Source organism: Cohnella sp. OV330 (genome assembly GCF_900112065.1).
Taxonomy (GTDB): Bacteria; Bacillota; Bacilli; order Paenibacillales; family Paenibacillaceae; genus Cohnella.
This window is the reverse complement of record NZ_FOKE01000001.1, coordinates 875,077-901,454: the sequence shown is the minus strand read 5'-3', so window position 1 is coordinate 901,454 and position 26,378 is coordinate 875,077. Positions and strand designations below refer to the sequence as shown.

The following is a 26,378-nucleotide window of genomic DNA, read 5'->3' as shown; positions in this document are numbered from 1 at the left end:
AGCAAATATCGGAAGGGGATGCGACGATGAACGCGAGTTGGCGCGGGAAGTGGAGAAAGACGATGATGACGGGGCTTGCCGCCGTCATGGTTTGGGGAGTTGCGCTCGCGGGAGGCGGCCCGGCTGCGGCAGACGGACCGGCCGTATCCTTGAACGCCTCGACGGGCGCTTTGAATTTCACCTACGGCACGGTGACGCTGGCCAAGGGGAGCGGCACTGCGCTGGCGGGCATCAGGCACCGAACGCTGGGCGGCGGCAGCGGATTGTGGAACGACACGGCGGTATCCGCCTCGACCGTCAAGAAGGGACATACGACCTACGGACAAACGTGGGGCAGCGGCCAGAGCCTGGCCGAGCTCGAGACGACCGTGGCGACTAAGTACGACGGCACGCTCACGGTCAGCCAGAACGCCGATACGCAGACGGGAGGCATCTCGGGCGTCCAGTGGGGACTGGTCGTGCCCGATACGTACGACCTGATCCTACCGGTGCTGGGCGGCATCCGGCTGACGGCCGAATCGCCGGACGCGGCTTACGGCTTTCAGCAGTTCGATTATCCGAACATCTGGGAAGCGCAGATGTTCATCATCCAAGGGAGCGGCGGCGGCATGCTCGTCCATGGCGACGACGACGCCCGGTTCTTCAAGTCGCTGCACGTGAAGCACGAGAACGGCAATTTCTACGTCGGCGTGGAGACTTACGCGCCTGCGCCGTTCGCCCAAGTGACTAAAGCCGTGTCCACCGGCTGGCGGCTCAAGGCCTATACGGGCGACTGGGTGAACGGAGCGACGCTGTACCGGACGTGGGCGGACAAAAAGTTCGACCTGTCCAAGCTGTCGAAGCTGCAGCCGGCGTGGGCCAAGGACGTTCAGTTCACCGTGCTGACGGATCTCGAGGACGCGCAGACGCTGAATGCGCTGGCGCAGGAGGTGGAGCCGTCGCAGACGCTGCTCGTCGTGCCGGGCTGGCGGGAAGATCCGTACGACGTCGACTTCCCGGACTATACGCCGAAGGCCGATATCGCGGCCAAGATTCAGGCGGCGCAGGCGCTCGGCTTCAAGGTCATGCTGTACGTCAACATCTTCGGCGTCGACCCCAACAATCCGGCCTTTACGGCCATGCAGCCCTACCAGGTCAAGGATCCCTTTTCGCTGCAGCCCGTTTTCTCCGAATATACCGCGGGCTCGAGTCACATCAAGTTCGCGCAGATCAATCCGGCTTCGCAGGCTTGGCGGACGTTGTTCGTCGGCAAAATGGTGCAGCTCGTCCAGTCGCTCCATCCGGACGGCATTCATCTCGACCAGTCGCTCCTCATGTACAACGATGCCAATGGCGCCATCGACGGCCGCAATATGCTGCAGGGCAACATCGCGCTGCACCGCGAGCTGAGAGAGCAGCTTCCTGCTAACGTCGCGCTCGGCGGCGAGAGCCTGAACGAGATTACGGCCCGGTACGAGTCGTTCGCGCAGCGGCATGCGTACGGCATTTTCGCGCAGACCGGCACTTGGGACGACAGCAAGATCGACCAGGTCGTGCCGGCGAGCTCGGCCATCTTCGCGCCTTATACGACCATCTACGGACACCCCGATCACGCGAATCCGTTGACCGAGGACTATTTTATCGCTTGGCATAAGGTCGTCCAGAACCGGCTCGGCGCCATTCCGATGCTGACCCGGCCGAACTACGCGCAAGTCGCGAACCCGTCGCCGCTCATGGACCAGCTGTTCGCGGAGGCGCGCTGGTACCAGGACAACAAGCCGCAGATCGACTTCAGCCAATGGAACGAAAATTCGCTGTTCGCCTTCAAGACGGCGAGCGGGAAGTCGGCCAAGTACGAGCGGGACGCACACGGCGAGACGCTGACCGCTTATGGGGCCGGGGGCTCGGGTAGCAATGTCGAAGTGCTGCGCTACCTGTACGGCTCGGACAGCGTGACGCTGCCCGGACGGATACCGGGCTGGTATCTGTATGACAGTACCAAGCTGTTCGGCCTGAACCCCGACAAGACGTATCTCTATGATGACGATCCGCGCGACCAGGCCGCCTTCCATATCGACGGGATGCCCGCAAACGTCGCGATGAAGTCGGTGGCGGTCCATACGAATCATACCGTGCTCTCCCTGCAGGATTTGCAGCAGCCGGGGGCCGTCGACTTCATGAACTATGCCGGGCCGATTCGTGCCGGCGAGAAGCTTGCCGACGGTACCGTGCATCAGACGGCCACTGCGTTCTCCTCGACGAACGGATTCTCGTATTCGTTCGCGCAGGGCGGGACCGTGCAGCACTGGGGCGATCGCATCCTCGCTCATCCGCCTTATTCGGGCGTGTGGCAGGGCGGCCATACGTGGCTCGAGTTCGACGTGACGCTGCCGGCGGACCGCACGCCGACCTTCGAGACCGGCGTCCAGCTCGGCTCGGAGGTGAACGTGGCGAGCAGCGACGGCGTGACGTTTAAAGTGTATGCCTGGGAAAAGGCGGCGCCCGCCGCCACGCGGCCGGTGCTGAGCAAGGAGCAGTTCAGCCATAGCGCGACGCCGACGCCGGTAGCGCTGGATCTGTCGTCGTTCAAAGGCAAGGAAGTCACGATCCGCATGGAGACGCATCCCGGCACGACGGTCGACAACGACTCCGCCGTCTGGGTGGCGCCGCATGTTGCGCTGGCGCAGACGGGCGCTGCTCGCAGCGTGGACCTGACGCTCGTCAGCCCGCGGCAGCTCGCGTCGGTGGCTTCGGCGTCCGGACTGGCGACGTACACGTCGCTTGGCGCGAACCGCTACAAGATCACGGCGCCAGCGACGGATCAAGTGTATCTGATTTATAGCGCGGGCGGAACCGTGCAGCTCCCGCTGTCGTTGTCCGCGCAGCCGTTCGATTCGAGCCTGCAGTTCGAGGACGGGACGACGGCGCCGCCGCAGGATCCGTTCGGCGGCAAAGTCGGGACCGGCGCCGTGCTAGGCGTGACGAAGCAGGGGCTCGACGCGCATCCGCCGCAGCGCGGGCAGACGCATATCGACTACGTCGTGACGCTGCCGGCCGGCGGTGCGAAGCTGACTGGGTTCGCGGGCATCAAGGACGGCGCGGAGGATTCGCAGGGTGTCGGCTTCCGCGTGGCCGTGAACGGCAGCGAGCGCTGGTCCGATGACCTGCAGCCGGGCGGCGCTTGGACGCCGTTCAGCGTCTCTCTTTCCGCGTACGCCGGGAAAACCGTCGTCATCACCTTGATCACCGACTCGCTAGGCGATTATGGCTACGACTGGGCTTTCTGGGGAGAGCCGAAGCTCGAGGCTTTGCCTTAAAAGCGGCCGCTGCGTCAGTCAGTAACCGGCATTATGCCAAGGAGCCGCACGTTCACCCGTGCGGCTCCTTGGCGCGCGATCATCGGCGTTTGAGCGTGGAGAGGGCAGCTAATAGCAGCGACGAGCAGGAAGAGGAGGCGGCGATTCGTCGGACCGGTCATAGTATCGCGCAAGCACGCTAGCGGGCGGGGGGCAGAGCCAAACTATCATGCATGCACGCTAGCTAGCGGAGTACGGAGCCAAGCTATCGTGCAAGAATGTTAGCGAGCGGCGCAGGAAGGTTTGCTACCGCGCATAAGTGCAGGATAGGTAGCCGCAAAGATGGCATCTTCGTCGTCTATCGTGCAAAAGTGCAGGATACATCGCCGCCAAGCGCCGTTTTCGCTGAAACCGGCGCTGCATGATGCACATCTGCACGATAGCTCGCCGAGGGGGGCGCTCATCTGCTGGATGATGCACTTTTACACGATACGCGGGACTCGCGAACAGGCCAAGCGCACGCCAACAAGACGTGCGCTCACGCACGGCCCTTTCACGCAACCACAAATGTGTGTTATTGAGCAGTGCGGTCATCCGGCGGTTGGAAGGAGTTGAGCATGTTGGCGAGCGCTGCACGAAGCCTGCTACCGCGCAAAAGTGCAGGATAGGCAGCCGCAAAGATGGCATATTCGTCGTCTATCTTGCAAATCTGCAGGATACATCGCTACGCAAGCGCGGTTTTTGCTGAAACCGGCGCTGCATGATGCATTTTTGCACGATAGCTCGCCGACGGGGGCGCTCATCTGCTGCATCATGCACATTTACACGATACGCGCGACTCGCGAGCGGAACGGCCCCTCATGGCGAGGCGAGCGGCGGCTCAGACTGTGTGGTGCAGGCGGCCATAAAGGCGCCATAACGGCGGCCAGAACGGCAACCGATACGTCGCTCCCGCTGCCGGCTCAGCCGCCATACAGATTCGTAGGCAGCCCCCGTACCCCGACCGCCGCGCAGAAGAGCCCGCCCGCGTGCGGCTGCGATGCCAGCTCGGCCTCGCCGAGACCGACGCGGGCTGTCGTAATATACAGCCTGTCCAACTGTTCGCCGCCGAACGCGCAGGAGGTCACCTGCGCGGCGGGCACCGGCACGGACAGCAGCTTTTCCCCGGTCGCCGGATTCCAGCGGGACACCTGCCAGCCGCCCCAATGGGCGATCCACAGCATGCCCTCGGCGTCGATGGTCATTCCGTCGGGCGAGCCCTGGTCCTCGGGAATCTCGGCCGCGACCCGGCGATTGGCGACGGCGCAGGACGCCGTGTCATAGTCGAAGGCGACTACCTGCTGCGTCGGCGTGTCGATGTAGTACATCGTGGCGCCGTCGGCTGACCAGGCCAAGCCGTTCGAGATGCTCACGCCGGATACGAGCGGCTGCACGGCATGGCCGGCGTCCAGGCTGTACAGCGTGCCGCGGCCGTGCTGGTCGTTCATCGACATCGTACCCGCCAGGTAACGCCCTGCGGGATCGCATTTGCCGTCGTTGAACCGGTTGCCGGGTATGGACGCTTCGACCTCCGCGAGCCGCGTCAGCTCGGCGCTCGCCGGATCGTAGCCGTAGAAGCCGTCCTGCAGCGTCAGCGCGAATCCGCCCGAGCGCCGGGGCACGATCGAACTCACATAGGGGGTCAGCTCGATCGGGCCGTCGCTAGCCGGCTCCCCTTGAAGATGGACATGCACGCAGTGCGACAAAATATCGACCCAGTACAGACGGTTGCCGCGCGCGTCCCATACGGGCCCTTCGCCCAGCTGCGCCTGCGCGTCGCAGGCGAGCTCCACCGTTATTTTCGAATCCGCGGACATCGTATCCAGCCTCCATTCGCGATTTAACTTAACATGCGCGCCGCGCCTCGCTCAAGCCGCGACACTTGTATACATGCTTACCGCCACGTCAGCTTGAGCGTATGCAAGTAGTCGAACAACGCCTCCCGGAACGGCTCCGGACCCGCAGCGACGGCCGCGATCAGCTTCGCGACCTGTACGCGGGTCCGGCCTGAATAAGGCGCTTGCCACCTTGCGACGTTGCGATGCCAGAACAGGCGGGATGCGTACGTTTGAAAAGCTTTGGTCATCTCGCTATTATTGCAGCGAAGGATCAGTCCGTTCAACAACTCGTATTCAAATGCGACCAAGGCGCCAATGTCTTCGGGATCGCCGTCGTTCAAGGTGCGGTACGCTTCGGACATCCCCCGCGACCATGCCCGCAGCACCTCCGGACCGGCAGGAAAAGCGGCGCCGACGGCGAAAAGCGCCATGGAGCCGATCAGCTCGAGCAGATCCCCCACGCGCTGCGAAGAGGAGTCGAGGATCAGCACGCCGTGCTTGGAGGCGATCCGTACGTAGCCCTCGAGCTCGAGCTGCTGCAGCGCGGCGCGGATCGGCGTGCGGCTCATGTCGAGCTGGCGGCCGAGCTGAACCTCCGACGTGACCGAGCCCTTCGGGCATTCTCCGGTCTCGATCATGTCCAGGATGCGCGCGTAAGCTTGTTGGCGCAGGGTCGGTTTGCCCATACTTGAAGTCCTTCTCTCTCGCGAGATTCGATGAATCGAGTATGATAATCATAGAACAAGCGCAAGCGGAAAGGAAGATCGCAGAAGATGACCGAGATCGGTACGACTTTAAGGGACGCGGCTTTTCGGCAAATTAAAGAGCGGATCGTCCAGGGAGAATGGGGCGGAGGGACGTTCTTGTCGGAGCGGCGGCTCAGCGAGACGCTGCAGATGAGCAAGACGCCGATTCGGTCGGCGCTGGACCGGCTGGAGATGATGGGGCTGGTGAAGCTGATGCCGAACCAGGGCTTCGTCGTGCAGGAGATCTCGCTGAAGAAGATCATGGACATCTACGAGCTGCGGCTGTCGCTCGAGACGTTCGCGGTCGGCAGGCTGACGGGCAACATGGACCGGGCCTTTTTCGAGCGGCTGGACGCCAATCTGGACAGGCAGGCGGAGGCGGCGGAGCGCGAGGACATCGTCGGCTATGTCGAGCTGGACAGGCAGTTCCACGAAGCGATCATCGCCGGGCTGGCCAACGAAGAATACGCGGACGCCATGTCGCGTATCCAGGATAAGTTTTTGATGGCCGTACGCACGACGTTTTATAAAAACAAAAGCCGACTGTGGGGGAGTATGGAGGAGCACCGGAAAATCCGGGACGCGCTGGCCGGCGACGATCCGTCGCTCAGCGAACGGCTGATTCGCGACCACATCGAATTCGTGAAGCAAATCATGCTCTAATTGCTCCGGTTCGTTGATGTATACAAGTGAGACATCTTGAGCGTCTAATTTAGCCGTGCTACGTTTAACTCATCCTTTCAGACGGAGGTTAAGCGGCATGAAAATTACGGACGTGCGCACTTATATCGTGGGGAACCCGTGGAAAAACTGGCTGTTCGTTCAATTGGATACGGACGAGGGATTGACGGGCCTAGGGGAAGGGACGCTGAACGGGCTCGCCAAAACGGTCGAAGCCGCGATCCACGAGTTGAAGCATCTCGTGCTGGGCATGGATCCTTTCGACGTGGAGACGATCTCGCTCAAACTGATCCGCGACGTCTATTCGGACGGCGGACAGGTGCAAGGCTCCGCGCTGGCGGCGATCGAGACCGCGTGCTGGGACATTATGGGCAAGGCGACCGGACAGCCGATCTACAAGCTGCTCGGCGGCAGGTGCCACGACAAGCTTCGCTGCTACGCGAACGGCTGGTACCGCGGCGGCAACGACGAAGAGAGCTTCTACAACCAGGCGAAGGAAGTCGTCGAAAAAGGCTATACGGCGCTGAAGTTCGATCCGTTCGGCGCGGCCTGGCGCACCGTCGAGCGGTCCGATTTTGCGAACGCCGTCCGCAACATCGCCGCCGTCCGCCAGGCGGTCGGGCCGGACGTCGACATCCTCATCGAGGGGCACAACCGGTTCAGCGTGCATACCGCCTTGCAATTCGCGGAAGCCATGGCGCCCTACAGCCCGACCTGGTTCGAAGCGCCGGTGCCACCGTCCCGCGTCTCGTCGGTCGTCGAAGTGGCGAAGCGCAGTCCGGTGCCGATCGCATGCGGCGAGGACTATTACAACCGCGAGCAGTTCGCCGAACTGCTGAAACATGACGCGGTCCATATCATCCAGCTTGAGCCGCAGTTCCTCGGCCTGACCGCCTCGAAGCAGATCGCCGGCATGGTGCACGCGCACAACGGCGTCACCGCGCCGCACAGCGCCCAGGGCCCGATTTGCTCGATCGTCTGCTCCCATCTGAACATGGCGACGCCGAACTTCTTCATCCACGAGATTTTCGACGACTTCAACCATTCGTGGGCGCAGGATATTTTCAGCCCGCCGTTCAAGGTCGTGAACGGGTATCTCCAGCCGCCCGAACGGCCGGGACTCGGCGTCGAGTTCAACCTGGAGGAAGCCGCCAAGTATCCGTACGCTCCTGGCCACTGGCTGCCGCTGTTCAAGCAAGGCTGGGAGAAGCGGGAGCCGGTCGAATCGTGAGGAGGGAACGGGCATGAAGGCGTTAGTATACGAAGGGCCGCGCACGATGAACGTGAGGGAGGTCTCGCTGCCGGCGCTGCAGCCGGACGAGGTTCTCGTGCGCGTGTCGCACGCTGGCATCTGCGGCTCCGAGCTGGGCGGGTATCTCGGGCACAATTCGCTGCGCAAGCCGCCGCTGATCATGGGGCACGAGTTCTCGGGCACGATCGAGCAGGTCGGCGAGCAGGCGACCTGCTTCCGGGTCGGAGAGCGGGTGACGGCGAATCCGCTGGTTACCTGCGGAGAATGCCGGTATTGCCTGAACGGGGCGTCGCAGCTGTGCGGCGCCCGCCAGCTGCTAGGGGCGCACCGGCCGGGCGCGTTCGCGGAATTCGCGGCGGTGCCGGCGCGGAACGTGTACCGGCTGGACGACCATGTCTCGTTCGCCGAAGGCGCGCTCGCCGAGCCGTTCGCCTGCGCGATCCACGTCTGTCGTCTGCTCGCGCTCGCGCCGACGGACAGGCTGCTTATCTACGGCGCGGGTCCGATCGGACTGTTCGCGCTCCAGGCGGCAGCTGCGTACGGCATCCGCGATGCGGTCGTCGTCGACTTGAACGAGTCGCGGCTCGAGATCGCCCGGGAGCTCGGCGGCATCGCGGTATCGAGCCTGGACGACATGCCGGGCGGCATCGGCGAAGGGTTCGACGCCGTGATCGACGCCGTCGGCGCGGAGGCGACGCGGCAGCGAAGCGTGGCGGCCGCGCGGCCGGGAGGAACGGTCGTCTTCACCGGGCTGCACGAAGCGGACAGCCGGCTGCCGGTCAACGACATGATCCGTGCCGAGATCGGCACGAAGGGCGCGTTCGCTTACTCGCGCGACGACTTCGAGACGGCGCTGCGCTGGATCGGGCAGGGGCGGATCAACCTGCTGCCCTGGACGGAGACGACGCCGCTCGGCGAAGGCGGCACCGCCTTCGAGAAGCTGATCGGCGGACCGGGCAAAATCGCGAAAATATTTCTAACGTTAGAATAGGAGGCGCAGCTTGGATGAAGCTCGTGCAGTTTTACGATAGGCAGGATGAAACGCGCAAGACTCAGGTGGGCGTACTCAGAGGCGAGGACGAGATCGTCGCCTTGAATGCGGCGGGAACGATGCGGGACGTCATTCAGGCGGGTGACGTTCAGGCGTTGGAGCAAGGGGCTGCTTACCGCCTTTCTGACGTGAAGCTGCTGTCGCCGCTCACCGATCCGGAGAAGATCGTCTGCATCGGGCTGAACTATCACGACCACGTGATCGAGTCCAACATGCAGGTGCCCAAGGTGCCGGTCCTGTTTCCCAAATACAACAATTGCCTGACCGGGCACGAGGACGAAGTGGCCATACCGGCCGAAGTGAAGCAGTGCGACTACGAGGTGGAGCTGGCCGTCGTCATCGGCAAGACGGCGAAGCGCGTGCCGCTGGAATCCGCCATGGATTACGTGTTCGGCTACACGGTGTTGAACGACGTGAGCGCGCGCGACATCCAGCTGAACGAGCCCCAATGGACGCGCGGCAAAGCGATCGACGGCTTCGCGCCGACGGGGCCGTGGATCGTGACCGCCGACGAGATCGCGGATCCGGGCAAGCTCGGCATCTCGCTCAAGCTGAACGGCGCGACGATGCAGGATTCGAATACAAAGGAACTCATTTTCGATATCCCGTACCTCGTTTCTTTTCTCTCGAACACGATGACGCTCCGGCCTGGAGACATCATCAGCACGGGGACGCCGCCGGGCGTCGGCATGGGGAAGAAGCCGCAGGTGTGGCTGAAGCCGGGCGACGTCGTCGAAGCGACGGTCGAAGGGATCGGCACGCTCCGCAATACGTTCGTGTCCGAGCGAATCTAACATAGGGCGAGGTGCGGCGATGAGCTGGGAAAATAAAGTCGTGATCGTAACGGGCGGCGGGGGCGGCATCGGACGCGCGGTCGCGATGCGGTTCGCGGGCGCCGGCGCTTCGGTCGTCGCGGTCGGCCGCACGCTGTCGAAGGTGCAGGACGTTGCCGACGAGATCGCGGCGGCGGGCGGACGCGCGGTCGCGATGGCCGCGGATGTCTCGTCCGAGGCGGACGTAACCCGCGTCGTTCGGGATACGCGGGAGGCGTTCGGCCGGATCGACGTCATGGTCAACAACGCGGCGGTATGCCCGCAGGTCCGGCTGACCGACATGAGCCTGGACCAGTGGAATGGCGTCATCACGAACAATCTCACCTCCGTATTCCTGTTCTGCCGGGGCGTCGTTCCGGTCATGCTGGAGCAGGGCGGCGGCGTAATCGTGAACGTCAGCTCGGTGCACGCGCTAGCGACGCTGGACGGCTACTCGGCTTACGCGGCGTCGAAGGCGGGCATCGCGGGGCTCACGCGGGCGATCGCGCTCGACTTCGCGAAGCAGAATATTCGCGCCAATACGGTGCTGCCGGGCGCGGTGCGGACGCCGATGCTCGAGAGCAGCGTCAAAAACCTCGATACGCCGCGGGACGAGATCATGAAGCAGTGGGACGACTCGCAGCCGATCGGCCGCGTCGGGCAGCCGGAGGAGATCGCGTCCGTCGTCATGTTCGCGGCCAGTCCCGACAACTCGTTCATGACGGGCGCCACGCTGGTCGCCGATGGCGGCATGACGGTCGAGCTGTAGTCGCTATTTAAGTATAATTAGGCATTTGTTTTCCAAACATGAAGCATGCAAGAACGCTTTCTAAGCGTCCGCGCATGCTTTTTTGTTTACCGGTTCGTTACCGGATGGATACAACCATTCTGCATTTTTGAAATATCCGGTTGATACATTGAATCAAATAGATCGGAGGGATCTCTTTGAAACAATGGAGCAAGCTCTTAGCCGTAATGACAGTCGCAGCGGCGCTCGGCGGATGCGGCGAGCAGCCGGACCGATCCGCCGACGCGGTCCATTCTCCGAACGCCGTCCATTCGCCGCCGATATCGCTCGCCGGCGCGCCGACGAACGAGGCGACAGCGACCCCGACTCCGTCGCTGGCCGCGACCCCGACGCCCGCTTCCGCCAAGCAGACGAAGCCGATCGAGATGATTTTCGCCGGCGACACGATGATGGACGGCAGCGTCAAGGAAGCGATTCGCCGGCATGGCGCCGATTATCCGTTCAGTCAGATCAAGGACGAGGTGAGCGCCGCCGATTATGCCGTGCTTAATCTGGAGACGTCCGTTACCGAAGCTGCGGACAAGGACCGGAACCAGCGCTTTAATTTCAAATCGGAGGCGGGCGCGCTGGATGGGATTAAAAATGCGGGCTTCGATATGGTGTCGCTCGGCAACAACCATGTGCTCGATTATAAGGAGAGAGGATTAAGAGACACGCTCAAGAACGTCGAGAAGGCCGGCTTGCGTCATGTCGGCGCGGGCTTGAACGAGGAAGAAGCGTTTCGCTTCGAGACCGTTCGGCTGAACGGCGCTACGGTCAAAATAGGCGCGGTGACGCGCTTCATGCCGACGACCGCCTGGATGGCGACCGACAAGAAGCCCGGCGTCGCCAGCGCTTACGAGCCGGATAAGATTCTGGCGGCCATTCGCGACGCGAGCGCGGATGCGGATTATGTCCTTGTTTTCATCCATTGGGGCGTGGAAAATACGACGGTACCGCAGCCTTGGCAGCGGAAGCTGGCGGCGGAGATGCTGGACGCGGGCGCCAGCGCGGTCGTCGGCAGCCACCCGCACGTGCTGCAGGGCTTCGAGTTCCGCGAGGGCAAGCCGATCGCCTACTCCATCGGCAACTTCCTTTTTCCCGACTACGTGAAAGGGAAAAAGGCGGACATGGGCCTGCTCAAGCTTACGTTGGATAAAGGGAAAGTCGGCATTTCCTTTCATCCGTTTTCCATCCTGAACAACCGGATACTGAAACGGGATGAGGCGTACGAAGCCGCGCAGCTGGCCTATCTAGAGGACCTGTCTTACGGAGCGGAGCTGCATGATCAGGCCTTCCTCGACCAGGATTAGGCGCGCGGACAAGTAGGCGTAAGACCTCCGGCGGATCGGGAGAACCTCTTCAGGTCCGGCGGCGAACTCATCTCAAGGCCGTTCCGGCATGCCAGTCCTTTCCAGTAAAGTGAGAGTACCAACTCACGGAAGGGAAGCGGGGATATGAGGAGCGGTACCGTCCAAGGGGCGAAGCGCGGACAACGAATGTTCGAAGGAGAAAAGGGGCTGGTTCTCACCGGTCTGCTCGGGTTTGTGCTTGCGGCGCTGTGCGGGATCTGGACGCTGGTCAACGGAGGAGAAGTCTCGCCGGGCGGCGACGTCTCGAAGGCGTTCTCGTTCAACGCGGCGCTGGGCATTTTTCTGTTGTCGACCGCCGCGATCATGCCGCTGTCGGCGATGGGCGAACGGAGCCGGGCTTGGTTCCGAAGGGTTTATATCGGTCTCGCTCTTTATTCATACGGTGCGGAGACGATTCAAAATTTTCGCGGCGTCAATCCGAGATTCGTCGATAGCGATTCGGCCTTCGACCAGGCGGTCGGCAACATTTTCACGTTCGTCGCCTTATTTCTCGTGCTGTTCTACCTGTACTTGGGCATCCAATTTTTCCGGTCGAACGCTTACAAGCTTCGTCCGGAGATGGCGCTCAGCATTCGCTACGCCATGATCGCCGTTACGATCTCGTTCGCGGCCGGCATCTGGATCTCGGCCAACCAGGGCCGCTTCACCGGCGCGGAAGGCAACATCATCTGGCTGCACGGACTCGGCTTCCATGCGCTTCAGGCCGTGCCGCTGGTCGCCTGGCTCGTCCTTCGTACAGGCGCGAATGCCCGGGCGCGGCGCGCCTTGATTCATCTCGCCGGCAGCGCGTATCTGCTCGGCCTCGGCGCGATCGGCTGGCAGACGATAGACGGCCGGTCCCTGGTGGAATGGTCGCTGCTGTCTATCGCAGCAGGCGCCTGCTTCCTGATCTCGCTGGCAGCCGGAGCTGCCGCGCTGCGCCGGGCCGTGCGCGAGACGCGGATGGCTGGCAGCGAGAAGCGGGCCGTTGGCGTCTAGCTCCTAGTAGGCAGGTAAACGTATCTTCGGCATGCCGGCGCTTTTCGGTGGCTTGCGGGCCCCAAAAACCTGCATTTATACATGTATTTTCTGTCGAATGGCTACACTTGATGAAATACCTGCAAATGTGCAGGTAAATGCAAAGCGCAAGCCGGAAATCCGGCTGATGAAGGAAAATATCTGCGCATTTGCATCTATCCTCTTTAAAAGGGCCGAAACTGACTGGAAAAGATGTATATTTGCAGGCATTGCGGCGAAAGAGCGACGTTGGCTGGCGAAAGACCGGACATAGGAACGTCTGCCGCATAGGCGTAAAGGGCGTCACCGTTAAGATCGCTCAGTTCGGCTTTCTGACACGATCGGACGCTGCTTCCGCCATGCCAGGCGACGTGCTGCGCGCCCAAGACGAGGAGAACGGCACGACCGATCCGGATTGTTATTACGCACGCAGGCCCTGCCAGGGCGAGGCATGTAGCCCCTGCTTCTTTATGCGCGGCTGGCAGCCCGATACTGCCCCGGTGACATCCCGGTCGTCTTTTTAAATAAATTCTGAAAATACGTATCGCTCTTGTAGCCCACCTTCTCCGCGATCTCCGCCATCGGCAGCCGCGTCGACTCCAGGTACTGCTTGGCCACCTCGATGCGGTACCGGATCAAATACTGGATGGGGCTCATGCCCGTCTCCGCCTTGAATACGTGGATGAAATGGTACGGATTCGTATAAGTCAGGTTGGCGAGCGTCTCGAGCGTAACGTCGAACGGATAGTTTTCTTCCATATAGCGTCTGGCCAGATGTACGGTCTCCTTGTGCGGCCGCTTTTTCACCAGATCCTCCGCCGTATAATGCAGCAGTCGCACGAGCCGGCCCGTAAGCGCGCGGAGCAGGCCGTTTGCGACGTCGGCCGATTCGGGCAGCGGGCTATTCCACTCCTCGATCATTTCCACGAACAGCTTTTTGATCGGCAAAAAGTGCTCGTGCAGCTCCAGCATCGCGGCCTGCGCTGATCCCGAGAGAAAGTCGGCGGGCATGCCCTGTAGCCGGAGGCCCGAATACGCGACATAAACCGCGGCGAACTTGTCGCTGGTCGACCGCTCCTCGTGCCAGATGCCCCGATTGTACATCAGCAGGTTGCCGGCCTTGCCGCGATAGCGTCTGCCGTCCACGCGGAATTCCCCTTCTCCCTCTAGGATGAGGAAAATCTCCGCGTTCGTCTCATGCTGGTGCAGCGGGAAGTAGAAGGGCGCTTCCTTGCTGCCGTAGATGAACGCTCCGCTCAGAATCTCCGGCGTCCCGGCGATGATCGAATGCCGCATGACCATTCTCCTCGGAATCTCAATTTTCAATAGCCAAATTCCGCAACTCTCCGCATTGTCCCTTGATCTGTCTGTATTGTAGATTATAAGCGACGAGGGATTCAATAGCGCTTTCACAACGATTCCATAGAACTGCGGAGAAGGGGAGATGAGGAAGATGCCCATTCATTTCAATAAGCGGAAGCTGAGCGACGAAACGTTCGAAGCCTGCTCCGTCTTCGACGTCGACGGCGACGGCGTGCTCGATATCGTGAGCGGCGGCTACTGGTACAAGGGCCCCGACTTCGTCAATAAACACAAGATCTGCGAGCTGGCGACCTACGCGCATTATCGCGACGACTTCTCCGACTTCCCGATGGATGTAGACGGAGACGGACGGATCGATATCGTGACGGGTTCCTGGTGGGGAGGCGCGCTCAAGTGGCGGCGCAACCCAGGGAACTCGGACGCGGAATGGGAAACGATCGAGATCGATCCCTCTACGCCGATCGAGACGATCCGCTACTTCGACATCGACGGCTGCGGCGTGCCCGAGATTTTCCCCAATACGCCCGAGTCGCCGCAAGCCTTCTATAAGCTGATCGTAGACGAGAACGGCAAGGGCACGGGGAAGTTCAGCAAGACCGTTATCTCCGAGGGGAAAAGCGGTCATGGCATGGGCTTTGCGGACATCACCGGCAACGGCCGCACGGACATCGTGCTGACGAACGGCTGGCTGGAGCAGCCGGAGGATCCATTTTCGGGACCATGGACGTTCCATTCGGAGTTCTCGCTCGGCTCGGCCAGCGTGCCGGTGCTCGGCTACGACGTGAACGGCGACGGCCTGTGCGACCTGATCGTCGGCCAGGCGCATGACTACGGCCTGCACTGGTACGAGCAGCGCCGGGAAGCGGACGGTTCCCGCAGCTGGACCCGCCACGACATCGATACGACCGCGTCGCAGTATCACGATTTGATGCTGGTCGATATCGACCTCGACGGGGAGCCGGAGCTTGTTACCGGTAAGCGCTACCTGGCGCACGACAACGATCCGGGCTTCGACGATCCGCTCTTCCTGTACTATTTCAAGATCAACGGCGGCGCCTTCGAGAAGCATGTCATCGATTACGGCCCTGCAGGCGAAGGCTCGGGCAACGGCATCTACATGTGGATTCAGGATATCACCGGCAACGGATACCCCGACATCGTCGCGCCGGGCACGGAAGGCCTTTATTTATTCGAAAATTTGGGACCTTGGGAGTGAGCGCGATGAGCAAGCTGAAAATCGGATTCGTCGGCGTCGGCGGCATGGGGCAGATGGCGCATCTGTCCAACTACGCGGTACTGCGCGATCAATGCGAAGTAGTGGCGCTGGCCGAGGTACGCCCCGGACTTGCCAGGACCGTCGCGGACCGCTACGGCGTACCGACCGTGTACGGCAACCATCTGGAGCTGCTAAACGGCGCGAAGGTAGACGCGATTGTCGCCCCGCAGCCGTACCGCACGCATATCAACATTATTCCGGACATTTTAAAGGCCGGCATCCCGGTATTCACCGAGAAGCCGATCTCGCTCACCGTCGAGGCCGGCGAGGAGCTGGTGCGGCTCGCGGACGCGCACGGTACGCTGCATATGGTCGGCTACCACAAGCGCTCCGATCCCGCGATGGAGTACGCGAGCAGGGTCATCGAGCAGTGGAAGGCTAGCGAAGAATTCGGCAAGCTGCAGTACGTCCGCGTCACGATGCCGCCGGGCGACTGGATCGGAGGCGCGGACGCGCCGCTGAACTCGGACGAACCGTATCCGGACGCCGCACTGGAGCCGGGACCTGCGGACTTCACGGACGAGCAGACCCGCCAACTGGATTTCTTCGTCAACTACTACATTCATCAGGTCAACGCCATCCGCTTCTTGCTCCGCGAGCCTTACAAGATCACGTTCGCCGACCGCCGCGGCGTGCTGCTGGCGGGCGAGAGCGACGGCGGCGTCACCGTGGTGCTCGAGATGGCCCCGTACAACACGTCGATCGAGTGGCACGAGAGCTTGCTCGTCTGCTTCGAACGCGGCTTCGTCCGCGTCGATCTGCCGCCGCCGCTCGCCCGCCAGCAAGCCGGCAAGGTCACGATTATGCGAGACGGCAACGGCGCGCCGTCCTACGAGATTCCCGTCATGCCGAACCTGCACGCCATGCGCAGGCAGGCGATGAACTTCATCGCCGCGGTGCGCGGCGAGCGTCCGGCGCCGTGCGAATCGAAGGAAGCGCTGGAGGATCTGAAGCTGGCGAGGGATTACATCCGCTTGATGCAGCAGTACCAATAAAGCGCGAAGGGTCGGGATCGTACCATGAGAAGAGTCGCGATCATCGGAGCGGGCAGCATCGTTTTTTGCAAGACGCTAATGCTCGACATTATGGCGACGCCGGAGCTGGAGGACACCGAATTCGTGCTGATGGCCCCCTCTACCGGCAAAACCTCGCAGGTCAAGGCGTTCGCCGACAAGGTCATCGAGAAAAACGGGCTCAAGTCGCGCGTCCTCGTGACAACCGATCGCAGGGAGGCGCTGGCCGGCGCTAGCTATGTCATCACGTCGTTCCAGGTCGGCGGCGTGTCCGCGTTCGAGCTGGATTACAAGATTCCGATGAAATACGGCGTGGACCAGTGCATCGGCGATACGCTCGGCCCGGGCGGGGTGTTCCGCGCGCTGCGCAGCATCCCGGTCATCCTGGACGTGGCGCGGGACATGGAGGAGCTGTGCCCGAACGCAACGCTGCTCAACTACGTCAACCCGATGGCCATGATCTGCTGGGCGCTCGGCGAGACTAACATTCAATACGTCGGCCTGTGTCACGGCGTGCAGACGACGCTCGACCTGATCGCGGGCTATACCGGCGTGCCGAAGGAAGAGATCGATTACGTCTCTGCCGGCATCAACCACATGAGCTGGTTCACGAAGCTGTCGCACAAGGGGCAGGATCTGTACCCGGCGCTTCGCGACAAGTTCGAGCAGCCTGAATTTTACGTCAACGAGAAGGTGCGCGGCGAGGTGTTCCGCCATTTCGGCTACTTCATGACCGAGTCGACGGGTCATCTGTCCGAGTACGTGCCGTGGTTCCGCAAAAACCAAAAGGCGCTCGACCTGTACTGCGACGAGCCCTCGTTCGGCGGAGAGTCCGGCGCGTACTATACCTGGTGCGCGTACGTCGCCGAGAAGTACAAGGACCAGGACATTCTGGCGGACGAATCGTACGACCTGCCGCCGCGGAGCGTGGAGTACTGCGCCTACATCATCGAAGCGCTCGAGACGGGCAAGACGTTCAAGTTCAGCGGCAATGTGCGCAATAACGGCATGATCGCCAATCTGCCGGCGGACTGCTGCGCGGAAGGCGCCGTGTTCGCGGACCGCACGGGCATTCACCGGACCGTCATCGGCGAGATCCCCCCGCAGTGCGCCGCGCTCAACATGACCAACATCAACGTGCAGCGTCTGGCCGTGCTGGCGGCCAAGTCCGGCGACCCGGAGACGGTCGTGCAGGCGATCGCGCTCGATCCGCTCACGTCGTCGGTGCTGACGCTGAAGGAGATCCGCGACATGGTGACGGAGATGCTGACGGCTCAGCAACAGTGGCTGCCGCAGTTCGCAGGGCGCCTACCGCGTCCGACGCCGACGGTCGAGACGCCCGAAGGATTGCAGCGGGCTGAAGTGCCGATCGATCCGGCGCTGGCGGTGTTCTCGCGGTTCGGCGAGCTGGCGAAGTAAGGCTTAGGGTAACGCTGCAGGCATTGACAGTTTCGCCCTTTTTCGACCATAATGAGGGAAATGAACGGGGAAGCACCCCGCAGAGCACGCGATGGATCGCGGCGCTTTGCGGGGTGCTTTGCGTGAGGGGGATGATTAAATATGAGTGAAAAGAAAAATGGCGGCGGCGGCAAAGTCAAGGAAACCCATGGCACCTATTTTATCGACGAACGCTACGAGATCATCGGCGGCGTACGGTACGACTTTCTCACTTCGCCGAAGTTCGTGCATCAGGACGTGCTGGGGCAGCTTCACCTTGCGTTCCACGCCTCCTGCGCACAGGATGGGGTGATCCTGCTCGCGCCGATGGACGTTCACTTCGACAAGGACAATATTTTGCAGCCGGACCTGCTCTATATTAGCAAAGCGCGCAGCAATATCATCCGGGACGGTTATGTCTATGGCGCGCCGGATCTGGTCGTCGAGATTCTGTCCGACAGCACGGCGCGCAACGACAAGACGATCAAAAAGGGGACTTATGAACGGTTCGGCGTAGCGGAATATTGGCTGGTCGAACCCGAGTATCGGCTGGTCGATCAATTCGTGCTGACCGAAGGCGAGTACCGGCTCGTCAAGACCTGGACGGTGGAGGACGAGATCGTGTCTGCCGCGGTGCCGTGCCTTGCGGTGCATCTATCCGAGATCTTTCGGCGCACGGTCTAGTCCGGCTTACAAGCGTCGCTGGCATCGATTTCCGCATTGTCCTTTTCTCCGCCGCTATAGTAAAGTTAGGTCCATCTGACACCAGGGAGCAGCATCCAGATCATGCACAAGTCCGCTTTATCGCAATTAATCGTATCCATGGCCATATTCGGCTCGGTCGGCTTCTTTTCCTCGCGCACGGGTCTGCCGGCCATCGAACTCGTCTTCGTCCGCTGCGTCTGCGCGTTCGCCATACTGCTGGCGGCGTGGCTGCTCACGGGCAGCTTCAAACGAGAGCGATGGGACGCCAGGGAGGCGCTCATCGTCATCGCGTGCGGCGTATCGAATCTGCTCAATTGGGTGTTTCTGTTCACCGCGTTCAGGCTCGTATCCGTGACGATCGCGATCTCGCTCTATCATCTGGCTCCGATCCTTGCGTTGGTCGCGGGCGGCCTGATCTTTCGGGACAAACTCGGCAGGACGGCGATCCTCTCGCTCGCGGGATGCTTCGCGGGCACGCTGCTTATCATGGGCGCGGGCGGCTTCGGCCACGGCTCTTCAAGCTGGAGGGGCATGGCCTGCGGCGTTCTTGCGGCTTTTTTCTACGCGGCGACGATGCTGCTCGGCAGAAGCGTCCGTCAGACGAGCGTGTATGCGACGACTTTTATCCAGATGGCGATCGGCTTGGCGCTGCTGCTGCCGTTCGTGCATTTCGATGCTTACGAAGGTCTCGCCCGGGGCGAATGGATATATGCCGTCACGACCGGAATGGTCCATACAGGCGTCGTGTACCTGCTCTTTTTCGGCAGCATCCGCCGCCTCCCATCGCCGGTCGTCGCGGTGTTCGTCTTCGTCGATCCGGCGGTGGCGATCCTGCTCGATATCTTCGTCGACGGTTTCAAGCCTGATGGGCTGCAGTCGGCGGGGATCCTGCTGCTGTTCGGCAGCCTGCTCGCCGCGTTTGCGTTTCCGATGAGAAGGTCGCGGAGGCACGGCAATAGATAGGCGTCTCCGAATGGGCGCGTGATCAGAATGTCCCGGTCAGCGAGCCGGGTCACAAAGTCTCGGTTGTGGGTGCCGAGGCTTCTTTGTGCTGCACCTATCCAATGTTGTAAATAAAAGGTGGATAACTGCTCCGTCTTCATATAAAGTAAAAAATGGAAAATGAGATCGAATTGAGGGTGTTAATGTTGAAGAAAATCGTAATCACGATGGCGATGGTTTCTATGTTAGCCGCCGGCTGCGCCAAGGAGCCCGAGCCGCCGGAGCCTGTCACGATTAAGGTGCTCGCCTGGAACGCGGACCTGTTCAATGCGAAATACGGCAGCTTTTATATCGCTACGCATCCCGACGACGATCTGGAAGTCATCTCGGTCGTCGAGCGGCTCGAACAAGCGGGCGGCGGCGATCCGAACGCGGTCGTGGACGAGCTGATCGAGAAGGAAAAACCGGACGCGATCGCGCTCCCGCACAACTTCTTTGAGCGGGCGAGAGACAAGGGTGCGCTGCAGCCGCTCGACGATCTCGCCAAGAAGGCCAAGTTCGATATGGCGGGGATCGCCCCTGCGGTAATCGATACGTTAAGCGCGGAAGGAAAACTGTACGGACTGGCGGCGACGTTTACCGGGTACGCGCTTTATTACAACAAGGCACTCTTTGATCGCTATAAGATCGCTTATCCGACTGACTACATGACCTGGGACGAGGTATTCGCGCTTGCGACGCGCTTCGCCAAGGATCCGGTCGGCAACGAGCCGCCCGAATACGGGCTAGATTACGCTTCCTCGGAAAATCCGTTCATGATGGCGCTGAATGTTGGCGATGTTGACGGATTAAGTGTTTACGCAAATGGCAAATTCACGTTAAATACGGAGGCGTGGGGGCATATTTTTCAGAACGTGAAGTCTTGCCTCGCATCGGGGGCTTGCCTGGACAGGGCGAAGTCGAATAAGCCGGCTGTTTCTATGAGCCTGAAGGAGAACCAACTGAGTGCGATGCCTTTTCTCACTGGGCGGATCGCGATGGCGGTGGACGACTCGCAGCTCTTTCGAACGTTGGGCCAGAGCGGGTATGATACGATCGATTGGGGCCTGGCGACCGTGCCTGTAAGCGAGCGACAGCCGGATGCAGGAGCCGCGGCGGTGCCGGACGAAGTATTCACGATCCCCAAAAATGCGCCTCAGCCGGACGCAGCGTGGCGGCTGCTTCAATATATCGGCGGGGAGGATTATGCCAAGGTACTCCCGCGCATCGATCCGTCGAGCTTGTCGGCCAGAATTTTGGCGGAGGACCGATCCGACGACGACAAGGCGGTTTTCTACAAGCTCCAGCATAGCAATCAATCGCTTGTCGCTTCCTTGAGCGCGCTCCCGATGCCGGTAATATACCGAATCGAGGAGATTTCTCGCGCGTATACACCGCAGGCGATGTCGGGCGAGATGCCCGTTGCAGATGCATTGAAGCGCATGGAGTCCGAGATGCAGTCCGCGTTGGATCGCGAGAATGAGAGTTCGGGGAGCGATTCACCCAAAACGCCAGACCGCGAATAGAGATGGTGGACGAAACTTTAGCCCAAGTGCCGGCGTTCTCTGCTATACTCAGCTTTAAATGAAAAGAGAGCGAATAGGAGGAGGATCGCCGGCATGGCGCAAGCGCATCACAGACCCGAGCTTTTTCGCAGCAGAGGCCTAAGCGATTCGGGCAAGGTTTCATTTATCGAACTTTTCTTTGATTTGATCTTCGTATTCGCCGTCACGCAACTGTCCCATTCGCTGCTCGAGAACTTCACGTGGATGGGCGCGCTCCATACGGCCATGTTGACGATGGCGGTATGGTGGGCCTGGAACTACACGACCTGGGTCATCAACTGGCTGAGTCCCGACGCGCTCCCGGTGCGCATTATGCTGTTCTCGCTCATGCTCGTCGGCCTGATCATGTCCACATCCATTCCAGAAGCGTTCGAGCATGCCGGCCTGTACTTCGGTATCTCGTACGCCGTATTCCAGATCGGGCGCACAGCCTTCACCGTATGGGCGCTCGGCCACGGCGCGCCGATCAATCAGATTAACCTGGTGCGGATTCTGTGCTGGTTCATTTTATCGGGCGTTTTTTGGGTCGCCGGCGGGACGCAGGAGGGCGAAGTCCGACTGGCGTTGTGGGGCGCGGCGCTGCTCATCGACTACGTCGCGCCGTCGCTCGGCTTCTGGGTGCCGCGGATCGGCCGCTCTACGGCCGAGGATTGGGCGGTGGAGGGGGCGCATATGGCGGAGCGCGCCGGCCTGTTCATTATTATCGCGCTCGGAGAGTCCATTATCGTCATGGGGGCCACCTTTGCCGGATTGGAAAGGAATGCGGAGACGGTGTTGGCGTTTCTCGTCTCGTTCTTGGGCACGGTGTCCATGTGGTGGATTTACTTCGAGACTACGTCGCGCATCGGCCATCACTATATCGTGAACGCGAGAGTCCCGGGAGAGCTGGCGAGAGCGGCCTATACCTATACGCACCTGCTGCTGGCGGCAGGCATCGTGCTGTCGGCGGTCGCTGACGAATTTCTGCTCGCGCATCCTGCCGGGCACCTGGAGCCGGGCGTGGCATTGGTCATTTTGGGTTCCCCGGCCTTCTATCTGCTGAGCAACGCGATCTTTATCTGGATCGTGTCCCGCATGTTCGCTTTACCTCATGTGACGGGCCTCGCCGCCCTGGTTGTACTCGCGCTGTTTTCGCATGCACTAAGTCCGCTGGCGCTGTCGGCTGCCGCCGTTTTAGTCCTTCTCGCCGTCGCCGTCTGGGGCAGCCGGTTTTCCAACCGGTTGTGCACGCTCGTCCCTAAGCATCACGCCTGAACCAAACGCTCGAGCGAAGCCGCTGGCGTTCATCCGAAGCGATGGACGCTGCGGCTTTTTTGCGCGAGGCAGCACTTGTCTGGCTGAGCGTCGCGGGAAGTCTCATGTAGGAAGAAACCAATCCTCCAGCAATCCGCCGCGCCGCAGGAAGTCCTATATAGAAACAAACCAATCCTCCAGGACACCGCCAAGCAGCAGGAAGTCCCATGTAGAAACAAACTTGTGCTCCGGGACTCCGCCACGCCGCTGAAAGTCCCATTTAGAAACAAACTTGCCCTCCTAGACGCCGTCACGCCGCAGAAAGTCTCAATTAGAAACAAATCAGCCCGCGCGAGAACCGAGCCTTCATAAACTCCTTAAAAAGGGGTGTTGACAAATGACTCGAAATCAATTATCTTTAATTCAAGACATAAACGAAACAAACAAACTCAACAAATCGCGAAATGAGGAATGTCGAATGACCTGCGCAAAGGGGATCGAAAGGAAGATGGCGACGAACGTAACGCAGCTTCCGGTGCTCGAGCAAGGCCAAGGCTGGCGGGAACCGATTTAGAAAACGAAGTTTTCGCCGGACTAATATCTTCAATTAAAGAAAATTAAAATAAACATTTTAAAGGAGAGAATTATCATGATGGATACGGGATTGCTGATCATTCGAGTCGTTGTAGGATTGTTGTTCGTGGGGCATGGGGCTCAGAAGCTGTTCGGAATGTTCGGCGGCTACGGCCCGAAAGGGACGGGCGGCTGGATGGAGTCGATCGGCATCAAGCCGGGCGTCGCGATGGCGGTGGCCGCGGGACTGATGGAGCTGCTCGGCGGCGCACTGTTCACGGTCGGCCTGCTGACGCCGGTGGCCGCGGCGCTCATCGCGCTCGCTATGATCGGCGCGATCGTCAAGGTCCACGCGCCTAACGGACTGTGGGCTACCGCCAACGGCTACGAATACCCGCTCGTGCTGCTCGCCATTGCCATCGGCGTCGCTTTCGCCGGCGCCGGCGCATATTCGCTCGACAGCGCGCTCAACTTATTTTAACCAACGCAATCGAACGCCATGTTCCAAATAAAACTTCCCAATAAAAACTAGGAGTGATTCAATCATGACGATCCAAACCGCAGGCATCCACCATATCACCGCATTCGCCAGAAACCCGCAGGAAAACGTCGACTTCTACGCCGGCGTCCTGGGCCTCCGGCTTGTCAAGAAGACGATCAACTTTGACGCCCCCGAGGTCTATCACCTCTACTTCGGCGACAAGGACGGCAGCCCTGGCACGATCATTACCTTCTTCCCGCATCCGAACTCCCGCAAGGGCCGGGTCGGCGGAGGTCAGGTCGGCGTGACGACTTACGTCGTGCCGGTCGGCGCGCTGAGCTTCTGGGAAGATCGGTTGGCTAGCTTCGGCATCTCGTTCGAGAAGACGTCGCGTTTCGGGGAGAACTTCGTGCAGTTCGAAGACAACGAAGGCTTGCGCCTGGAGCTGGTCGAACGCGAAGAAGGCGCGAACAGCGAGTGGTCGTTCGGCGGCATTACGCCGGGCAAGGCCGTCAAGGGCTTCGGCGGCGCCATCCTGTTCAGCGCGAACGTCAAGCCTACGGGCGCGGTCCTCGAGCATGTGCTCGGCATGGAGCGCGTCGGCGAAGAGGCTGGGTACACCCGCTTCCGGGCATTCGGCGATCTCGGCAACATCGTCGACGTTCCGACGGCCGACATGCCTTGGGGGACCCCCGGCGCAGGCACGATTCACCATATCGCCTGGAGAGCCAAGGACTTCGAGGAGCACGTACAGTGGCAGCAAACGGTCAGCGAGGCCGGCTTCCATCCGACGGAGGTCATCGACCGCCAGTACTTCAACGCGATCTACTTCCGCGAAAGCGGCGGCATTCTGTTCGAGATCGCGACGGATCCGCCCGGATTCGCGAACGACGAGCCGGCCGACGCTTTGGGCGGCAAGCTGATGCTCCCTTCGTGGTACGAACCGCACCGCGAGCAGATCGAAGCGAACCTGCTTCCGATCGAAGTGCGCGAATTAATTCCGCAGGCTCTTCAATCCGAACCCGATTCGGTGTAAATTGGAGAGGTACGCGCAGGAAACTAAACCAATTCATATCGGAGGGCAAACATGGGCAAAATCGCGGTATTCGGATTCGGACGTATCGGCAGGCAGCTGCTCAGGGTCGCTCTTCAAGACAATCTTTTCGTGCCGGTGTCGATCTCGGACATTAAGGACGAGGCCACTTTGGCCGCGCTGTTCGAAGTCGACACTAACTATAAAAGGTGGCCCGAGGCGGTATCCGGCGGCGAAGGCAGCATCGTCATCGGCGGCCGGGACATTCAGTACATCAATTCGGCGAGCGAGGTGCCGGATTGGAAGGCGCTCGGCGTGGATCTCGTCATCGACTGCACCGGCCGCGCAGTCACGCGTTCGGTCGCTCAGGTTCACCTGGACCGGGGCGCCAAGCGCGTACTCGTCAGCGGCCCGAGCAAGACGCTGGACGATTGCGACGCGGTGCTGCTCAAGGGCATCAACCTCGACCACTTCGATCCGGACAAGCACAAGATCATCAGCATGGCGAGCTGCACGACTAACGCGCTTGCGCCGGTCGTCAAGCTGGTGCGCGAGAACTTCGGCATCAAGCACGGCCTGTTCTCGACCGTTCACTCCTACACGAACACCCAGTCGCTGACGGATCAGCCGATGAAGGACCGCCGCGACTCGTGGGCGGCAGCCGAGAACATCATTCCGTCGTCTTCCGGCGCGGCCAAGGCGCTCAAGTTCATCTGGCCGGACCTTCAGATCACGGGCAAGGCCTACCGGATCCCGACCCGGACCGGCAGCATCGCCGAGCTCAACCTGATTACCGAAAAGCCGGTCACCGCGCAGGAGATCAACGACATGTTCCGCGCCGCGGCGGCCGAAGGCGAGCTCAAGGGCGTGCTGGACGTGCTGGAAGGCGAATGGGCGTCCTCGCGCATCGTCGGCGACTCGCATTCCTCGATTATCGACCTGCCGCTGACGCAGGTGCAAGGCGACATCGTGTCGATCGCAGCTTGGTACGACAACGAGTGGGGCTATGCCTCGAGACTCGCCGAAGTCGCGGCTTACCTCGCGAATCGCTAACGAACTTACGGGACGGCCGGCCATTCAACCGGTCGTTCCTTTTTAATTCAGTCTAAGAGGAGGCGTATTTGATGAAAAAGATCGGCATTATCGTGGGGAGCTTGAGGGAGCAGTCGTACAATCGCATGATCGCAGCCACCGTGCCGGAGCTTGGCCTGGAGGAAGAGGCCGCTTACGAATACATATCGATCGCGGATTTGCCTTTGTACAATGCGGATATTGACGTTGGCGACGGCCCTGAGGCCGTACGGCTTTATCGCGAGGCGATCCGCGGCGTAGACGGCCTGCTGATCGTGAGCCCGGAGTACAACTCGGGTACGCCCGGCGTGCTGAAAAACGCGCTGGACTGGGCATCGACGCCGACCCGGACGGCCGCGCTCATTCACAAGCCCGTCGGCGTCGTCGGCTCGACGCCGGGTCCCAAGGGCACGATCCTGTCGCAGCAGCAGATCCGGCAGACGCTGGAGGCGACGCAGGCATGGGTGCTGCCTTTTCAGAAAATGTATATCTCGCAGGTCATGGACAAGGTCGACGCCGAACGCGGCCGTCTGACGGACGAGACGACGCTCAAGTATTTGAAACGGTACGTGCAGACGCTGCTTGGCTGGATCGATCAGTCGCAGGGATTGAAGTGACTCGCCTTATAGAAGGGTGTTCTATTCAGGTCAGCCAGGGTTACTGGTTGGCCTGTTTTTTGTTGTCCTTCTCATGTGCTTGGAATTGACTACCATCCTCGTAAGATTACGCCTTATAGGCGAGCGGAACGCCTCACTATAATAATGCTGTACTTGAACTTGAGGAAGGGAGGAAGGAAGCAAGCAACGGAACGAGAAGCGAAGCAGTTGGCAAAAGATC

Annotated in this window: 22 protein-coding genes; 19 read left to right on the top strand and 3 right to left on the bottom strand. The window is 60.9% G+C overall.

Features of this window, described 5'->3' with window-relative positions; genetic code table 11:
- The first annotated feature begins 26 nt into the window (after window positions 1-26).
- Window positions 27-3,296: a DUF6259 domain-containing protein gene (locus BM235_RS03380; protein WP_090109242.1), complete on the top strand. Its 3,270-nt coding sequence runs from the start codon at window positions 27-29 to the stop codon at window positions 3,294-3,296.
- A 941-nt stretch (window positions 3,297-4,237) separates the two neighbouring features.
- Here the strand turns inward: BM235_RS03380 and BM235_RS03375 are convergent.
- Complete coding sequence (locus tag BM235_RS03375) at window positions 4,238-5,131, bottom strand: SMP-30/gluconolactonase/LRE family protein (RefSeq protein ID WP_090109240.1); 894 nt, start codon at window positions 5,129-5,131, stop codon at window positions 4,238-4,240.
- A 77-nt stretch (window positions 5,132-5,208) separates the two neighbouring features.
- Window positions 5,209-5,838 (bottom strand): GntR family transcriptional regulator, encoded by a 630-nt coding sequence (locus BM235_RS03370; protein WP_090109238.1) that lies wholly within the window; start codon window positions 5,836-5,838, stop codon window positions 5,209-5,211.
- Between the two features lie 87 nt (window positions 5,839-5,925).
- Between BM235_RS03370 and BM235_RS03365 the strand changes: the two genes are divergently transcribed.
- From BM235_RS03365 to BM235_RS03335, 7 genes are all read left to right on the top strand, one after another.
- A complete protein-coding gene (locus BM235_RS03365; protein WP_090109235.1) occupies window positions 5,926-6,561 on the top strand; it encodes a GntR family transcriptional regulator in 636 nt (211 codons plus the stop codon).
- A 97-nt stretch (window positions 6,562-6,658) separates the two neighbouring features.
- The gene (locus BM235_RS03360; protein WP_090109233.1) at window positions 6,659-7,810 is read left to right on the top strand and encodes a mandelate racemase/muconate lactonizing enzyme family protein; all 1,152 of its coding nucleotides are present in this window, start codon (window positions 6,659-6,661) and stop codon (window positions 7,808-7,810) included.
- 13 nt (window positions 7,811-7,823) lie between these two features.
- On the top strand, window positions 7,824-8,822 hold the full coding sequence (locus BM235_RS03355; protein ID WP_090109222.1) for a zinc-dependent alcohol dehydrogenase: 999 nt from the start codon (window positions 7,824-7,826) through the stop codon (window positions 8,820-8,822).
- 14 nt (window positions 8,823-8,836) lie between these two features.
- Complete coding sequence (locus tag BM235_RS03350; protein WP_090109220.1) at window positions 8,837-9,676, top strand: fumarylacetoacetate hydrolase family protein; 840 nt, start codon at window positions 8,837-8,839, stop codon at window positions 9,674-9,676.
- Window positions 9,677-9,695: 19 nt separating this feature from the next.
- Window positions 9,696-10,463 carry an SDR family NAD(P)-dependent oxidoreductase gene (locus tag BM235_RS03345; protein ID WP_090109218.1) on the top strand — a complete coding sequence of 256 codons (768 nt, stop codon included), beginning with the start codon at window positions 9,696-9,698 and terminating at the stop codon, window positions 10,461-10,463.
- Window positions 10,464-10,639: 176 nt separating this feature from the next.
- Window positions 10,640-11,794 carry a CapA family protein gene (locus tag BM235_RS03340; RefSeq protein WP_090109216.1) on the top strand — a complete coding sequence of 385 codons (1,155 nt, stop codon included), beginning with the start codon at window positions 10,640-10,642 and terminating at the stop codon, window positions 11,792-11,794.
- A 144-nt stretch (window positions 11,795-11,938) separates the two neighbouring features.
- Entirely contained in the window at window positions 11,939-12,832 is an 894-nt protein-coding gene (locus BM235_RS03335) for a hypothetical protein (protein ID WP_090109213.1), read from the top strand.
- A 486-nt stretch (window positions 12,833-13,318) separates the two neighbouring features.
- Here the strand turns inward: BM235_RS03335 and BM235_RS03330 are convergent, their stop codons facing one another.
- The gene (locus tag BM235_RS03330) at window positions 13,319-14,146 is read right to left on the bottom strand and encodes an AraC family transcriptional regulator (protein WP_158543674.1); all 828 of its coding nucleotides are present in this window, start codon (window positions 14,144-14,146) and stop codon (window positions 13,319-13,321) included.
- Between the two features lie 157 nt (window positions 14,147-14,303).
- Between BM235_RS03330 and BM235_RS03325 the strand changes: the two genes are divergently transcribed.
- The 11 genes from BM235_RS03325 to BM235_RS03275 all read left to right on the top strand — a co-directional run bounded on the left by BM235_RS03325 (window position 14,304) and on the right by BM235_RS03275 (window position 26,158).
- Complete coding sequence (locus tag BM235_RS03325; protein ID WP_090109209.1) at window positions 14,304-15,389, top strand: FG-GAP repeat domain-containing protein; 1,086 nt, start codon at window positions 14,304-14,306, stop codon at window positions 15,387-15,389.
- A 5-nt stretch (window positions 15,390-15,394) separates the two neighbouring features.
- Window positions 15,395-16,444: a Gfo/Idh/MocA family protein gene (locus tag BM235_RS03320; protein ID WP_090109207.1), complete on the top strand. Its 1,050-nt coding sequence runs from the start codon at window positions 15,395-15,397 to the stop codon at window positions 16,442-16,444.
- 24 nt (window positions 16,445-16,468) lie between these two features.
- Window positions 16,469-17,881, top strand: a complete 1,413-nt coding sequence (gene melA, locus BM235_RS03315) for an alpha-galactosidase (RefSeq protein ID WP_090109205.1) — start codon at window positions 16,469-16,471, stop codon at window positions 17,879-17,881.
- A gap of 141 nt (window positions 17,882-18,022) precedes the next feature.
- Window positions 18,023-18,583, top strand: coding sequence for a Uma2 family endonuclease (locus BM235_RS03310; protein WP_090109203.1), 561 nt, complete (start codon window positions 18,023-18,025; stop codon window positions 18,581-18,583).
- 102 nt (window positions 18,584-18,685) lie between these two features.
- Window positions 18,686-19,567 carry a DMT family transporter gene (locus tag BM235_RS03305; RefSeq protein ID WP_090109201.1) on the top strand — a complete coding sequence of 294 codons (882 nt, stop codon included), beginning with the start codon at window positions 18,686-18,688 and terminating at the stop codon, window positions 19,565-19,567.
- Between the two features lie 185 nt (window positions 19,568-19,752).
- Window positions 19,753-21,111, top strand: coding sequence for an ABC transporter substrate-binding protein (locus BM235_RS03300; protein ID WP_158543673.1), 1,359 nt, complete (start codon window positions 19,753-19,755; stop codon window positions 21,109-21,111).
- 93 nt (window positions 21,112-21,204) lie between these two features.
- Window positions 21,205-22,404 carry a low temperature requirement protein A gene (locus tag BM235_RS03295; protein WP_090109198.1) on the top strand — a complete coding sequence of 400 codons (1,200 nt, stop codon included), beginning with the start codon at window positions 21,205-21,207 and terminating at the stop codon, window positions 22,402-22,404.
- A 628-nt stretch (window positions 22,405-23,032) separates the two neighbouring features.
- Window positions 23,033-23,437, top strand: coding sequence for a DoxX family protein (locus tag BM235_RS03290; RefSeq protein WP_090109197.1), 405 nt, complete (start codon window positions 23,033-23,035; stop codon window positions 23,435-23,437).
- 64 nt (window positions 23,438-23,501) lie between these two features.
- Window positions 23,502-24,473, top strand: a complete 972-nt coding sequence (locus tag BM235_RS03285) for a ring-cleaving dioxygenase (protein ID WP_090109195.1) — start codon at window positions 23,502-23,504, stop codon at window positions 24,471-24,473.
- A gap of 51 nt (window positions 24,474-24,524) precedes the next feature.
- Window positions 24,525-25,523, top strand: coding sequence for a type I glyceraldehyde-3-phosphate dehydrogenase (locus tag BM235_RS03280; RefSeq protein ID WP_090109183.1), 999 nt, complete (start codon window positions 24,525-24,527; stop codon window positions 25,521-25,523).
- A 71-nt stretch (window positions 25,524-25,594) separates the two neighbouring features.
- Window positions 25,595-26,158, top strand: a complete 564-nt coding sequence (locus BM235_RS03275; protein WP_255374032.1) for an NADPH-dependent FMN reductase — start codon at window positions 25,595-25,597, stop codon at window positions 26,156-26,158.
- The last annotated feature ends 220 nt before the right edge of the window (window positions 26,159-26,378 follow it).